Origin of the sequence: Kamptonema formosum PCC 10802, assembly GCF_000332335.1 — a bacterium.
Classification (GTDB): domain Bacteria; phylum Cyanobacteriota; class Cyanobacteriia; order Cyanobacteriales; family Oscillatoriaceae; genus Oscillatoria.
Genome location: NZ_KB235949.1, coordinates 433,760 through 448,993, shown reverse-complemented (window position 1 = coordinate 448,993; position 15,234 = coordinate 433,760). Strand labels below are relative to the sequence as shown.

Annotated in this window: 7 protein-coding genes; 1 reads left to right on the top strand and 6 read right to left on the bottom strand. The window is 55.7% G+C overall.

Annotation, left to right across the window (positions count from 1 at the left end):
• Positions 1-33 precede the first annotated feature (33 nt).
• Both OSC10802_RS0132410 and OSC10802_RS42875 read right to left on the bottom strand, forming a co-directional pair.
• Positions 34-402, bottom strand: a complete 369-nt coding sequence (locus OSC10802_RS0132410; protein WP_017720926.1) for a DUF3110 domain-containing protein — start codon at positions 400-402, stop codon at positions 34-36.
• A 295-nt stretch (positions 403-697) separates the two neighbouring features.
• The gene (locus OSC10802_RS42875; protein WP_017720925.1) at positions 698-1,582 is read right to left on the bottom strand and encodes a calcium-binding protein; all 885 of its coding nucleotides are present in this window, start codon (positions 1,580-1,582) and stop codon (positions 698-700) included.
• A 788-nt stretch (positions 1,583-2,370) separates the two neighbouring features.
• On the opposite strand from OSC10802_RS42875, the gene OSC10802_RS45090 reads away from it, so the two are divergent.
• Positions 2,371-8,967, top strand: coding sequence for a translocation/assembly module TamB domain-containing protein (locus OSC10802_RS45090; protein WP_017720924.1), 6,597 nt, complete (start codon positions 2,371-2,373; stop codon positions 8,965-8,967).
• Positions 8,968-9,216: 249 nt separating this feature from the next.
• On the opposite strand, the gene OSC10802_RS0132395 is transcribed toward OSC10802_RS45090, so the two are convergent.
• From OSC10802_RS0132395 to OSC10802_RS0132380, 4 genes are all read right to left on the bottom strand, one after another.
• Positions 9,217-9,867 (bottom strand): GNAT family N-acetyltransferase, encoded by a 651-nt coding sequence (locus tag OSC10802_RS0132395; RefSeq protein ID WP_017720923.1) that lies wholly within the window; start codon positions 9,865-9,867, stop codon positions 9,217-9,219.
• 251 nt (positions 9,868-10,118) lie between these two features.
• Positions 10,119-11,123: a GUN4 domain-containing protein gene (locus OSC10802_RS45085; protein ID WP_052334370.1), complete on the bottom strand. Its 1,005-nt coding sequence runs from the start codon at positions 11,121-11,123 to the stop codon at positions 10,119-10,121.
• A 33-nt stretch (positions 11,124-11,156) separates the two neighbouring features.
• Positions 11,157-12,149 (bottom strand): hypothetical protein, encoded by a 993-nt coding sequence (locus tag OSC10802_RS42860; protein WP_017720922.1) that lies wholly within the window; start codon positions 12,147-12,149, stop codon positions 11,157-11,159.
• Positions 12,150-12,760: 611 nt separating this feature from the next.
• Positions 12,761-15,202, bottom strand: a complete 2,442-nt coding sequence (locus OSC10802_RS0132380) for an adenylate/guanylate cyclase domain-containing protein (protein ID WP_017720921.1) — start codon at positions 15,200-15,202, stop codon at positions 12,761-12,763.
• Positions 15,203-15,234: the final 32 nt, after the last annotated feature.

The following is a 15,234-nucleotide window of genomic DNA, read 5'->3' as shown; positions in this document are numbered from 1 at the left end:
CCTTCAACGCTTGCGCCTTGTTCCGAGATCCTGTCAGAGCAGCCCTTCCAGCTTGCGGCGAATCCGCTCTAGCTCAGAGTCAGACATCTCGGGTTCCTCAGACTTCTCAGCCTGCCAGTCTGTTCGATCCACATTATTTTCCGGTGGGAGTGCCAGCCCCCCAGTAGCCACGAGTTCCCAGTCGTAATCGCAGTCAGAGCAAAATTCCTTCACCTCAGAGTCCTCCACCGCTTCCACGGTCGCGGTGGGAAAATCTTGGGCTTCCAGCATCAGAGCGTAGCGCGTGGCGTCGTCTTCCGACTCAAACATCAAGACCTTGTTGCGCTCGGTTCGCAGATCCTTGAGCGTGTGAATTCCCTCATTTTCCGTTCGGGCGTTAAACAGCAAGACGAACACTCGCATGGGCTGACAAGAGTTTCTCAACTAAAACCTGTTATGTTGACATCCTACCACTTCCCCACCCCCAGCTGTCGGGGACAACCGCCAACCCGCGAGTCAGGGTTCTGGCTTTTCTCCAGAGCTTTATTCTCATTAGTTATGGCTTATTGCAAATCTCTCCGGGAGAGAAACAGAGCTAGAAGCAATACTTCTGAAAGTTTTCTGGGACTTGTGGGGAAGGGATAGCCCAGGAGGAGGGGCTGGGGGGGTGAGGGGGGCAATGCCGGCTCTCCGGGGCAGCCCCCCGTGGCTGCCCCTGTCATGCCTGCGCCGCCAAAGTGATAAAATCCCCCGCCGCCAGTGTCAGATTGGCACCCCCCTGCAAAATAGCGAGAATCTGAGTGGTGTTGCCGGTGCCCGGCAACTGAATAATCAGGTCGCCTGCCCGGTCGCCGGTGCCGCGAACAATATTCAAGTCTTGAAACGTCAGGTTCCCCGTCAGCGCAATCACATCCTGGCCCTGGTCAAAGTCAGTCAGCAGGTCCCCACCGGTCAGGCTGTCACCGATCGCGAATACATCGTCCCCATTGCCGCCGGTTAGCGTGTCCGCACCCCGGTCGCCCGAGAGGGTGTCATCACCGGCATCCCCAATCAGAGAGTCATCATCTCTGCCCCCCTGGAGCGTATCATTGCCCGCACCCCCCAGCAGCGTGTCGCTCCCCCGGTTGCCATTGAGATAGTCAGCACCTTCGTTGCCCAAGAGGCTGTCCCCGTCCTGCCCCCCCAGCAAGCAGTCGTTGCCCAATCCGCCCAGCAGCGAGTCAATGTCTTGGTTGCCGAAAATTAGGTCATTCCCATCGTCCCCTGTGATTGTGTCGTTGCCCTCGCTGCCCGCAAGGGTATCCTGACCGGCGTTGCCCACGATACTGTCATCCCCCGCCAGACCCTCAATGCTGTCATTGCCGGCAGTCCCTGTTAGGGTGTCATCCCCCTCCGTACCCGTCCTCACATTACTGCCACTGCCAGCTATGATGCTGCCCTGTACAGTGTCACCACCAGTCTGGCTGAGAAACTCTAGATACTCCGCGTACAGCCCCGCCAGGATCTCGTCTAAATCCGGCGGCACATCTTCTTTTAATGCCTCATTCCGTGCCTCCTCCAACGCTGCGGGCACTGGTATATCGCTAGAAACAGCAGTTGGCATAGCGCAAACACCTCACTAAGAACCTCTATACCCGAAGGGACTTCTAATTCCCCTAGCTGAAACTCAGTTTTCCTGGCCAGTCTCCCGGCTTACGACAGCGAACTCACAAGCGACTCCTTGCTGCGCCCAACTTTAAAGAAGATTTCAATCCCACTGCCGGAATGTCTTCTCAAGGCCACTCGCACCTTCATTTAACTCGCCTTATTTATTATCTACCACACCTTTGGCGTCTCCTGCTGGAGCCTGCCGGTGTGTGCAGCTGTACCGGCAGACAAAACGCAGGAGTGCCGGCTGTTTTTCTCCCTCTTATCCCCAGGCACGCCGGGGATAAGATTTTTGTATATATTGGAATGCCGGCACCATTCCCCACTCCTGCCGGGCGCGGCGAAGCGTGGGCCAACTCTTAACTCTACCGCACAGTAAAGAAATAGCGCTACTGAAACATGCTTCCAGCAGCCCTCAGTTGTGCCAGCAGCAGGAGCGGGTTCATCCGAAAGCTTTCAGACACAGCGCAGGATTGCACGCTTCCCCGCCCCTTGAGCGCTCTTTGAACAGATCCGCGCTCGAAACGTCTCTATAAATTGCTGCCCTTTGGCTGGCTGCATCAAACAAATGCGCAGGTCGCTGTTATTTGAAGCAATCAACGCTCCTGAGATAAATTCTTACTGGAGATATTAATCGCGCTTGACCCCAACCCACGCAGGCTCCCACTCCGATTTCCGGCAATCTCAACCGCTTTGCCGCCTGTGCGCTTTCCCCGCAAAACCTTGTTACAGCATGAGGGTGAGATGACGAACTCCCAAATTTCGGGCAACCAACTCGAGCTCAATACTAACCGGCCCCAAAAAACGCAAAGGATCTGGCTGGTTCTGCTAACCCGCACCGGCATCGCCCTGGGCGTCGCCGCACTGGCCGGCGGTACAGTCGGATTAGCATGGCTGTGGCATTTTGTCAATACAGACCTGGCACCCCTCGTCGCCAGAGAGCTGACCAAAACACTCAAACGCCCCGTAAAACTCGGGCGACTGGAAAGCTTGTGGCTCACCGGCCTGCGCTTTGGCCCCTCGGAACTCCCCCCCACTCCCACAGATCCAGACCGAGCCTCAGTCTCTGCCGTCAAAGTCGGCTTCAATATCCCTCAGCTGCTGTCAGCTCGCACCCTCAACCTGGACGTCACCCTCGTCAAGCCAGACGTCTACATCGAGCAAGACCAAAACGGCCAGTGGGTAATCATTCCCCAAATCGCGGCACCTGAACCCACTGGGCCAGTGAAAATCGATCTCGACACCCTGCGGCTGGAAAATGCCAGAGTCGTCTTGCGCCCGCAAGCCAAAGAGAGCCTGCGCCCACGCCAGGCCCCCGCGTTAGCCCCCACACCGCCGGCTCCCAATCTTAAAGAAAACTATGGCCTCCCCCCCGCCGGCCAGCCGGCTGCCCCGGCACGGCAAGCAGCAACTCCAGGCGCGCAGAAGCCCGCCGCACCCGCCCCTGCAGGAGCCGCCCCCCCAAACCGCCCCCCGGCAGCACCAACACTCGTCGAATTGCAACTTAGCAGCGGCAGCCTCAAACTCAGCGACCGCTACCAGAAATTCAACTACGAACTGCAAGGCGCAGCAACCGCCGGCGGCAACTTCCAAATCAGGGGCGACACAGCACTTCCCGACCTAAAAACCAATCTAACCGTCCAAGCGCAGAATTTTTCCGCCACAGAACTCGACCGGCTGGCCAAAAGCACCGTCAAACTCCCCATTGACTTGAGCGCCGGCGGTCTCGATGCCAACTTGCAAATCCAGCTGCAACAAAACGAACTCCTCGACTTCAAAGGAGTGGCCGGACTTCATACCGTTACAGCAAAAATCGATCCCTTACCCAAACCCCTCACGCAAACCAATGGTCAGCTGCGATTCAACAGCCCGCTGAAAGTCGCAGTGGAAAACGTCACGGCCACCTACGGCCAAATCCCCGTGCGAGCCAGCGGATTAATCGCCCTAAAAGAAAACTCCAACCTGGCCATTCAAGTCCCCCAAGTCAGCGTCAAAGACGCCCTAGAAACCCTGCAAGTTCAAGTGCCCTTACCCATCGCCGGAGAGGTGCAAGCCAACCTAAACGTCACAGGGCTGATCGCCGCACCGGTGATTTCGGGAACCGTTAGCAGCCTCTCGGCACCGTCTGCGCCGTTTAATCTCCCCGGAACCTCCGGGAGTTCGCTCGAAGCTAAACCGCCGTTGCAGGTTGACCGCATCGGCGTTAGCAGCTTTGGCTTTGGCTTCACCCTGTCTGGCGGAACCCTGCAACTGCGCGACATTAAAGCCACACCGGCTGTCGGTGGCTCCCTCACCGGCTCGGGCGCAATCCAAATGGGCTCCTCAAAAAATCCCCCCCAACTCAACCTGCAACTAAAAGCCAGCAACGTCTCCGGAGACGCCCTCGCCGCCCTTTATGGCGTCTACCTCACCGGCATGAGTACCGGACCGGTTGACGCACAAGCCACCATTGCCGGTCCGGGCGACAACCTGGAAACGGCAGCCCAGTGGCAGGCACCCAAAGCCACCTATCCCGCCAAAGGCGAAATCACCTTCATCGGAGCCAGCCAAACCGCCCTCCTGCGCAACACCGTCGCCCAAGTTGCCGGCGGCACTGTCGCCATCTCCGGGCAAATCACCGACAAGCAGTGGCAGCTCTATGCCGTCCCCACCGGCATAGAACTGGCTGAGATCCCCTCCATCCCCACGCTTGGCTCGCAGCCAGATCCCAGCCGGCAGGCTATCTCCCTTCCGCCTGCTGTCTACCGCCAAAAGCCTGTCGTCCTCACCGGTAACATCCGCCTTTCCGGCACTACAAAAGAAATTACAACAGAAACTATTCAAGCGGATGGCGGCGTAACGGTCAGCCTGGCCGCCGGCACCGCCAGCATCGAGGGGGCGCTGGAAAAGGGCCGGTGGCAGGCGACTGTCACTCCCTCCGCCATGCAGCTGAGCCAGCTGGCACAAATCGCTAACACGGAATTATTCCAAACGTCCGACTTCAAACTCCCAGCCGCCAGCCTCACCGGCAGCCTCACAGGCGGCACCATTCGCCTGGAAGGCACCGCACAGTCCATTACCCCAGAATCCATTAATGCCAGCGCCGATCTGGGCGTCAGCTTTGCCGGCGGCGCAGCCCGGATCGCCGGCACCCTATCGGACGGCGCATTCAGCGCCACCGTCTCCCCTGAGGGCCTTCAGCTCGACCGGCTGGCCGTCATCGCTGCGGACTTGAAACTCCTCAACCCCTCACAGCTGCGAGCTCTCGCCCCAGTCCTCGGTGTCGGCGCTTCCGGCGCAAAGCCCCGGCTTGGCGGCCAAATCACCCTGGCGGGCAACACAAAAAACTTGACAGAAACGACAATTAATGCTAGAGGGAATTTGCAGCTGAATGTCGCTGGCGGCTCCGTAAACATCCAGGATATCGCAGTCGCCGGAGGCCGGTGGCAAGCTGCTGTCCGGGCGAATTCTGTGCCGGTGGCTCCTTTCTTGCCGGCATCTCTGGGGCTTCCCGCAGGGGAACTCGGCGCTTTCTCCGGCAATTTCTTGGCCTCAGGCAGTGTGGCCGATATGGCGCTGAACACTCTCAGCGTCCGGGGGTCCGGAAGTCTCAGCATTGCCGGCGGCACTGCAACGCTCAGCGCCAATCTGAGCGGGGGACAGTGGTCCGCGACACTGGCGGCAGAAGATGTGCCGGTCACACCTTTCTTGCCCGAATCGGTCGCCCAGTTTGACTCCCAACTGGGCCGGTTCACCGGCAAATTCGCCCTCTCGGGCTCCGCCAGTGCCTTTACCGCAGACAGCATTCAAATTAACGGTTCTGGCAGATTGGCCATTGCCGGCGGGGCAGCCACCGTCACGGCTTCCACCAGCGGCGGCAGGTGGCAAGCCACTGTGGCCGCCGACGGCGTGCCGGTCAGCCCCTTCTTGCCGGAATTTCAGGGTGCCGGTGCCCTGTCGGGCTTCACCGGCAGTTTCGCCCTCTCAGGCAGCACAAATAACTTGACATTAGACGCAATTAGTGGTAAAGGCTCTGGCAGGCTGGGAGTGGCCGGTGGCGCAGTCACACTGGAAGAAGTGACAGTGCAAAATAGCCGGTGGCAGGCACTCGTGAGGGGCGCAGGCATAGGGCTGAGCCCCTTTGTGCCAGAATTGCCGGCAGTGGCCGACGGCCAGTTCAATCTGTCGGGCAGCCTCAGCCAGCTAACACCGGCAGGCATTCAAGCTGCAGGCACTGTGACAGTCGCTGCCGGCCCTTCCATCCCTCCGGATGTGCCTGCGGCCCGAGCTGCGGCCCAATTCTTGCCCCTGACAGCCTCAGTGCAGTGGGATGGCCAGCAGCTGCGGGTAGACCGGGCAAACGCTACGGGACTGACCGCCAGCGGCACGGTGAGCGTGCGAGCTCCTTCTTTCTCCTCTGTTGAGGTAACGGGCTTCGATTTCAACGTGGCGGCGGAAAGGTTCAATCTCGCCGCCGTGCCCTTCGACCTGCCCCCGGCACTGCAAGTCAGAGGCACTACAGATTTCACGGGGCGGATATTCGGAACGCTTCAAGCTCCGAGTGTGACAGGGAATCTCCGCCTGTATGACTTTGCCATCAATGAAGTGGCTTTCGATGCCGTCCTCGCCGGCAGCGCCGACTTTGCCTCCGGCAGGGGTGGCTCCTTGCAGTTGAGTGGCCCCACAGACAAAATCGAAGCTAGTGTGGACGCCAACAGCCAGCCGGTTGCCTTTTTGGTGCGCCGGGGTGAGGCCGTCGCCAGAGGCACGAACACGCCGCAACCGGACGGGGGCAATCGCCTGCGCCTGGAAATCGAACAGTTTCCGCTCGGAATTGTCAAACTGACGCCCCCTGCTGTGCCTGGACCCCTTGCGCCCCTGCTGGCTTCCGGGACTCTCTCCGGACGGGCGTCGGGAAGTTTTGACGTCAGCTTGCCGCCGGGGGGACAGGCGGGACGCCTGTCCTACGCCCAGGAAATCCTCGATCGCGGTATTATATCAGGTAATGTTTCAATTGTCAACCCCCAAATTGGATATTTATCGGCTGACCGGCTCGAAGGCCAGTTCGAGCTGTCGCAAGGGGTGGCAACGCTGACTTCTGGGGAGTTGCAGGTGGGGAAGAGCGTCTATATGGCGAGCGGTCGGGTGACTCTGGGTGAGGACCCGCAGTTCTTGGCAAATGTGAGAGTTGCGGAAGGTCGGGTGCAGGATGTGGTGGCGGCGGTGCAGCGGTTGAGGCTGCAGGACTTTATCGGGGGGCTGGGGCCGGCTGAATATGGCACGGCGGCTGACGTGCCGGCTTATGCGGTGGGTCTTCCCGGGGCGGACTTGCTGGCGCAGCTGCGCCGGTTTTCCGAAATCGACGCCCTGGTGGGAGCGGCGATGGAGCGCCGAGAGGCGGCTCCCCTGCCGGATATCGCGGAGTTGCGGGGCACTTTTGGCGGGGAAATCTCTGTGGCTGGCTCTCTGTCAGGAGGGGTGAGGGCGAATTTTCAGCTGGATGCAGAAAAATGGCAGTGGGGCAATTATGCGGTGGATAAAATCGCTTTGAATGGCAGTTTTGCGGACGGGACTCTGACTGTAGCGCCAGTGCGCTTGCAGGCGGGGGAGACTGTGGTGGCTTTTTCTGGGAAAGTTGGCGCACTGGAGCAGTCGGGGCAGGTGGTGGTGGAAAATTTGCCGGTTGAGGAACTGCAAGCGTTTGCGGAAAAGTTTACTGAGCTGCCGCCGGTGGATGTCACAGGCAAGCTGAATCTGAAAGCAACTCTGGCCGGCAGTTTGTTGCAGCCGCAAGTGAGAGGGGAGCTGTCGCTGGCGTCCGGGACTTTGAACCGGACGCCGGTGCGCAGTGCGGTGGCGAGTTTCCTGTACGGCGACTCTCGCTTGAATTTTGCTTCTACGATTGTGGTCACGCCCCCGCAGCCGATTCAAATTTCCGGCAGTGTGCCCTATCCGGCTTTTCCGGGCAATGAGCAGATTAATGTTACCGTGAACCTCAAGGATGAAGGTTTGGCACTGTTAAATTTGCTGGCGCGCCAGGAAATCCAGTGGGTGAGCGGGAAGGGGCAAGTTCAGGTGCGCGTAGGGGGGACTTTAGACCGGCCAACCGTTAATGGTGTGGCTGTGGTGGAAAATGCGGCGCTTGCGGCGAAGCTGCTGCCGGAACCGGTGACAGGCGTCACCGGCAGAGTTCAGTTTAACCGCGACCGCATCGCAGTGGCGGGGATTGAGGGCCAGTTCGGCGATGGCCGAATTGTGGCTTCGGGAGTGCTGCCGATTGTGAATCCCCTGCTACCGGGCGATCCGGATTTGCAGAATCCCCTGAAAGTTAGTCTGGAGCAACTGGCGGTCAATCTCAAGGGGCTCTATCGGGGCGGTGTTGCCGGTTCGGTTGGGATCGGCGGCACGGCGCTGGAACCGGAAATTGGCGGGACTGTCACGCTGAGCAATGGCCGGGTGTTGCTGGCTGACCCGCAGTCAGTGGCTGCTGCTAGTGGGGCAGGCGGTGGCGGCGCGGGTGGGAGTCCGGAGGTGAGTTTCAACAACCTGCGGCTGATTTTGGGCGATAATGTGCAAATCGCTCGCGAGCCGGTGCTCAGTCTGGTGGCGGCGGGCGACCTGACACTCAATGGCCCGCTGTACGATCTGCGCCCTTCTGGGACGATTCGGCTCAAGCGCGGTGAGGTGAATCTGTTTGCAGCTCAGTTCCGCTTGGCCGGTGGCTACGAACAGAAGGCTACTTTCTCTCCTGAAAGGGGTTTGGACCCCTACCTGAATGTTCGGTTGCGGGCAAATGTTTCGGAAGTGACCCAAGCTCGCCGGCTGCCTTCTGCGGCGACTCCTTCTGAAATTGCTGACGTTCCCGCTACTAGCCTCGGACAGACGCAAACTGTGCGGGTTGAAGCTCGGGTGGATGGGCCTGCCAGCCGGCTCTCGGAGAGTCTGCAGCTAACGAGCGAGCCCTCTCGCAGCGAATCTGAAATTGTGGCTTTGCTGGGTGGGGGGTTTTTGAATACTTTGGGGCAGGGGGACACGACTCTGGCTATCGCTAATTTAGCCGGTTCGGCTTTTCTGTCGCCGGTTGAGTCTTTCCTGACTGAAGCTTTGGGGCTGAGCGAGTTTCGCTTGTTCCCAACTGCGATTACTAAGGATGGGACGCGCAGCTCGACTCTGGGGTTGGCGGCTGAGGCTAGCTATGATTTGACCGGCAAGATTTCTTTCTCTGTGTTGCGGGTTCTGACTGACAATCAGCCGGCTCAATTCGGTCTGCGCTACCGGCTCAATGATGATACTCTGCTGCGCGGCACAACTGATTTGTCTGGGGACAGTCGGGCTACGGTTGAGTACGAAATCCGGTTTTAGGGCATGGGGCGTGGGGCATGGGGCATGGGGCATTTAGGAAACCTACATTCCGGCCTCCCTTGCTCCAGAGCTCCCGAAGCTTCTATTGTTCTAACCAATATGACTGCTGCTATATTTCTATTGTTTCGCCCCCAGACTTCTTGTGGTAAGGCAATCTGGAGGCTCGGCACCTTCTCGACAAAAAAGCAGGTGAAAAGCATAACAACTTAGACTGGCAAAATCGGGAGCGTCCCGATTGTGCCGGCCTGCTTATTCAATTTTTTTGGACATCAAAATGTAGCTGGTCGGGTGTTCGATGCCGCGAAAAACCTTCTCGCCATTAAAGGTGTAGGATTTGTATTCTATGGCCACCTTCTCTTGAAATCCCAGACTCCGAAATATATGCTGGGAAACAGCGCCGCTCGCTTCTGCAATGGCTGCGGTAAACTTATGATTTTTTGCTAGGTTCAAATTTTCTGTTACTAGGGTCTTGGCGATGTTCCTTCTTTCGTAACCCTCTGCGACTCCCAGCAGAAAAATGTGCAGCACTTCTCCTACTTTTAGGGGCTGGTTCGCTTTATATTTGTCCTGCAATTCGGATATGCAAGCTAGATCCGCTTCAATTTTTTTACTGAAGCTATAATTCTCTTCTTGATGCGGGTTCAGCAAATCCTCTGATATGCTGAAACCGACAATCTTTCCAGTTGCCTTGTCTGCCGCTACAACCGACAGTCCTTCTTCTGCGGCTCTCTCGCAGTGAAATTCAGCAAAATTCCGGTACTCATCGCAGGAAATGCCCAGGGCTAGGAGGACCGGCTCTTTTGCGGAGAAAACCTGGCACACCAGCTCCGCAGTCTGTTCGATATCGCAGCGCTCCATTCTTTTGAAAACGATTCCATCTTTTTCAGCGAGAATATCCATGAACTTTTCCAGTACCTGAGGTGTATTATAGCAGCAGTCATATTGATTATAACAATAGAAGCTTCGGGAGCAGGGGAGCAAGGGAGGCCGGAATGTACGTTCCCAAAATGCCTACTGCTATATAGACGTAGGGCAGGCGTCCCGCCCCCCCTGAAGGTCTAATGTCCTAATCTAAGTGGCTACTGCTATATTAAACCCCCGACTGGCGGATTAACTCTGCTGGCACCGGCATTGCGAGCCGGCAGGTTTAGTTAACTCGGCAAGTCGCGGCGCGAGAAGAAAACCCTCAATCTGTCCTCGATTTTCCCGTCTCCGGGCTTCATTAAAGAAGGCGCAGACGGGAGATGTCCGAGGGCGGCTGTGTCGGGGTAAAAATTGAAGTCACCGGCATCAATCCAGCTATGGAACGCACGCCAGCCAACCCGCTCGCCCAAACCTTTCTCGGCTTCAAAATGGCTGCTATTGGAAGCAATAAGGCTCTGCCATATCCGCTTTTGCACGCTAAATCCAAAGCGCCCGTTGCTGAACTCCACCCAAAGCCGGTTGATAATGCGCAAATCTTGCCAGGGTAAGGCGAGAATATCTCTCCTGTCTAGCCAACCCTCTCTGTCTTTACCAGACAGACTGAGGATTAAGGCGCGAGTTTCTTCATCCGCTTTTTTCCACTCGCCGGCAGCTAGCAGATCCCGCAGGTGGGTGAAGTCTGCGCCAGAAGCGAGAGAGACAAGCGTCAGCTCATCCGCCAATTTAGAAACTTGCGAGCGGAGTTCTGAGAGAGATTGCAGGATCTGCCTTTGAAAATCCTCCTGTTCGCACAGGCGCTGGGAGTGAAGGTGCTGCCATTGAGATTCCATGCGAGATTCCATGCTAGAGAATTGCGCTTTGAGTTGGGAGAAACCTTCAACAACCTGAGACGTGTTAGCGGTTTGAGCTTGTTCAATGTTCGCAAAACGCTCCCTTGTCTCCTCAAGCTCGGCTTTTAGGCTGCGAACTGCTTTCTGAGCTTCCTCTGCGGTTTGTTCGACAGCTGCAAGGCGCTCCTTTGCAGCTTGGCGCTCCTCATTAAGAGCTTGAGTTACTGTGTGAGAGTTCTGAAGTTCCGCTCTCAGGTGTTTCAGAGCTTCCTCAGCAGCCTGTATATCTTTCAGGTTTTGGAACTCCGCCAGAATTTCTTCCCGCAGCCTTGTCAGTTCGGCAATCGCTCTTTCGTAACAGCCTAGCGGCGTTTTCCAATCAGCAGAACCTGTTTGAATCATAACACATCTTTCTCCCATAAAACGAACGATATTCTAGGGATTTGACTCAACAGCTTGATCTGTCAAGAGTTCTTGTGCCTTCTGAGGATCTAGCGCCAGAGGAGCGGTGCAGTCATAAGTTTTGAGTGTGTTGCGCCAAAACTGGCAAAGTGCGCCATACTTGAGCCAATCTTGAATGGCTCTCTTTTTTCGGGATGGAACTTCTTTAGCTAACGCCGCCATTTTCGCTGCGTTCAGCTGGAGCTCTTCATAGGTTTTCAGAACTTCTTCTACGGAAGTGTGTTCGCTCAACTGGCTCAATTCGTGGCACTCGGTCAGTTCGTAAAGCTCAATGTCAGAAAGGCTGGGGCCAATTTTTCCTGAGATGTTTAGCAGCCGCCTGCAGTTATCAAAGGGGTTGGGCAAAGCGTGTGCCAAAAGACGCTTGAGGAAATTATTTTTCAGCTCCTCATTGGTTTTGGCAACCACTTCATCGAGTTGATCGATAATCCCCTCAGCGTCGAGAAATAATTTATCTTCCAGCGCCTCTAGTTTGTTAAAGGCCGGCTGCAACAGTTCGGTTCTAAACGCTTCGGGAGTGAAGCGAACGCTGATTTCTCTGACTTGCTTTACAGTTTCCATCACGGTCAGGGAAATGCGGTCGATTTGATGTTCTAAAGAGGAGTCTATTTCCCCGAGGGTCGCTCGTAAGTCCCGGATGGCTTCTGCCCGCGCTTGATTAATGGCTTCAAAGGTCAAGTTTAGGTTATCCTTGTACGTTTCATCCCCGCTTTCGAGCCAAGTATCAATATCATCCTTAACCGCGTCTTTTAGTTCAGAGATATCTTGAACGGCTCGGGTAGAGACTTGACCGGCTTGAGCGAGCCGTCTTTGAAGCATGTAATCGAACTGGTTAGCGAAAGGGTAGAGCCTTTCATCAAACAATTTCCCCATCTCTTCCCCGGCTGATGCCACAAAATATCGTGACAGGTTCTGGGCGGCGCGCTGCAATTTCCTAATCAGACTTCCAAAGATAAACCCCAACATATATCACTGTCCTCTCACTGCTTAAATAGTGGCAAAGCGCGAAAATATACCCCCGATTTTTGGGGCTAAAAAGAATGCTCAGCTTGGCGTCTAGCTTTCCTCCAGAGATTCCCTCGCTCCGCTCGCCCGCCTTTGGGAAGGGGAATGATGAGCGATGAATCAGGTGCGATGAATTTTCACCCCCGATTCAGGGCTGGCAATTCCACATTCCGGACAAGGTGAGGGGGAAGCAGACACCCTGCGGGGCTAGCACGCCCGCCTCTGGCGTCGGATTTCGCGTTCCCAAGCTTGCCTGTGAGGATTTTGCCTCTATATATTAATATTTCGCTTTTTTGGATAAATAAAAACTATCTAAAGATAGAATTTTCTCGGTTGCTGCGTTGGAGGTGTGGCGGGCAAGGCTTTCGGGGGCATAGGGCTTAGGGCTTAGGGCACAGGGCATTGGGGATGCAGGGGTTAGGGGTTAGGAGTTAGGAGTTAGGAGTGGGATATACCACCTAAGACCTAAAAGCGAAAACCTAAAACCTAAGGTTAGGGGTTAGGGGAAAGCCCATGCCCAATGCCCCATGCCCTATGCCCCTTTCCCCATGACCCACGCCCATTTTCTCATGTTAAATGTCTTTCAGCTTATCGTCAATCAGTTCTATCAACCGCTGGGTAGATTCGCGCACACGCTGGAGGCTGTTTTGGGTTTGGATGTCGGGACTTTTGGCTTTGTCGCACTCTTTTCTGCCGAGGAGGAAATAAGTGGTCATTTCGCCCTTGCCTTTGACTTGGATCGCACCCCGCTTCTCCAGCAAGTAATGCTCGCGCAATAGCTGGTAGGTTGCGTCGGAGACTTGAATTCGCCCCGCCAACCCGTGCGATTCCATGCGGCTCGCTGTGTTCACCGTGTCCCCCCACAAGTCGTAAATAAACTTTTTGATGCCAATGACTCCCGCCACCACCGGCCCGCTGTGGATGCCGGTGCGGATGCTGAAGGCTAAGTTGTTCTTGGCGTTGAATCGAGCGATTTCTGCTTGCATATCCAGCGCCATTTCAGCGATGGCATGCGCGTGATCCTGCCGTCGCACTGGCATCCCCCCGACCACCATATAGGCGTCGCCAATGGTCTTTATTTTTTCCAAGCTATACTTTTCAGTCAGCCAGTCGAAGGCGGAGAAAATTTCGTTGAGTAAGTTGACCAGTTGAATGGGAGAGAGATAGGAAGCGAGCTGGGTGAAGCCAACGATATCAGCAAAGAGAACCGTCACCTCGGCAAAGTCTTCTGCAATAGTGCTTGGCTTTTGCTTCAAGCGATCGGCAATCGGCTCTGGCAAGATATTGAGCAGCAAGCGTTCGGTTTTTTCCTGCTGGTGGCGCAGGGCTTCTTCCGCCTGCAGGCGCTGGGTGATGTCTCGGAACATGGAACGAATAGCAACCTGCTTCCCCTCTACGAATTTACAGTTGATGCTCCCTTCCACAGAGATTGTCTGGCCGGCTTTGGTAATTAATTCGGCTTTAACCGCACCCAGCTTTTCGCCTGCAATCAGCCGATCGAAGATTTGCAAACAGTACGCTTGACTGTTGGGATGAATGATGTCGAGCACCGTCAGGTCAGCCACTTCAGCTTCGCTATATCCCAGGGTTTCGCGCCAAGCGCGATTCACATACAAAAATCGGCCATTGGGAGCGACGGACTGAATCAAGTCGCTGGCATTTTCAAACAAGTCTCGATATCGCTCTTCGCTCTCAGCGAGGGCAGCTTCCGCCTGTTTGCGCTTGATAAACTGGCCTAGCTGGCTGCCAAGATAAGCCATCATCTCGATCAGGTCTTCATCGGGACTTTGTGCCTGGCGGCTAAAGAAAATCATCACCCCCAGAACTTCGCTGTCGCTGATGATGGGAAACCCCAAAGCGGCGTGCAGTCCCAGTTTGGCTGTGACTTCCCGGCGCAGGAAGTTAGCCTCACTGGCGACATCGACAATCCACTGCGGGGAATTTGTCGCCCAAACTAAACCAGGCAACCCCTCCCCAGGCGCAAAGGCGAGCTGCTTGGCGAAGGCTGTATATTCGGCGACGCCAGCTGCCGGTCTCGACCAAATTTCCGCACACCGCAGCAATTTTGGATTTTGGATTTCTTTTTGGCTCTGACTTCCTTCTACCATCCACAGCTCACCTAGAGCCAATCCCAGGCTCTCACACAGTGCAAGCAGGATTTTCGGAGCGGCTTCTTTTAGGGTGGGGGACTCTGACAGGATTTGAGCTGTAGCGGACTGCGCCAGCATGCGCTGTTGGGCCCGCACCCGGTGGGTGATGTCCCGACCGATATAGATAAAATGTTGCAAGTCCTCCAGGTCTGTCTCAATAGCTGAGCAGGAAAATTCAACGGACAGCTTTTTTCCTTTTTGGGTCTGGCAAACCACTTCTATATCCGTCAAGTCCCCCTCGGATAGGATATCTCCCTCAGTCACCAGGTTGAAAAAGTTACTGTCAGCTACCAGCATTGAGATGGGCCTGCCCTTGAGTTCGTCCTCGCTGTAGCAAAACAACTTTTGAGCGGCTTTATTGACTGCCTTGATAGTTCCTTTTTTCGTCGTTACTATCAAGGCATCTGCCATTGACGTAATGATTTTATTCAGGGAATCCTTGGAAGCAGATAAGGCACTCAGCAGCAGGGCTGTTTCGTTGGTACTCTGCACTAATCGCTGCTCCAAACTCATCCGGTCGCTGACATCTTGGAACAGAATAATCAGCCAGCTCTCATAAGTTTCTTCATCGCGGTAATGGTTGACATAAAAGTCCATGTAGAGAGGAGGCCCATGTTCGGGAAACCGCCCAATCCCTTTAAACTCGAAACTCTCTTGCTCTCCTTGCAAGACAGCCATTAGGATATCTTCAGTTCCGATCAGTTCGGGAAAGCCCGACCGGACATCCTGGCCAGGAAACACCTGATCGGGACAGTCGGCAAACTTGTGGACATCGGAGGAGGTTTCTAGGATAATCAAATCCGGCCCCACTATCAGGTACTCCAGGTGAAGTGGGACTAAGAGTTTCTTAAAAAGTTTCTTCATGCGGGCTCTCTCTCATGTTTCACACACCCTAC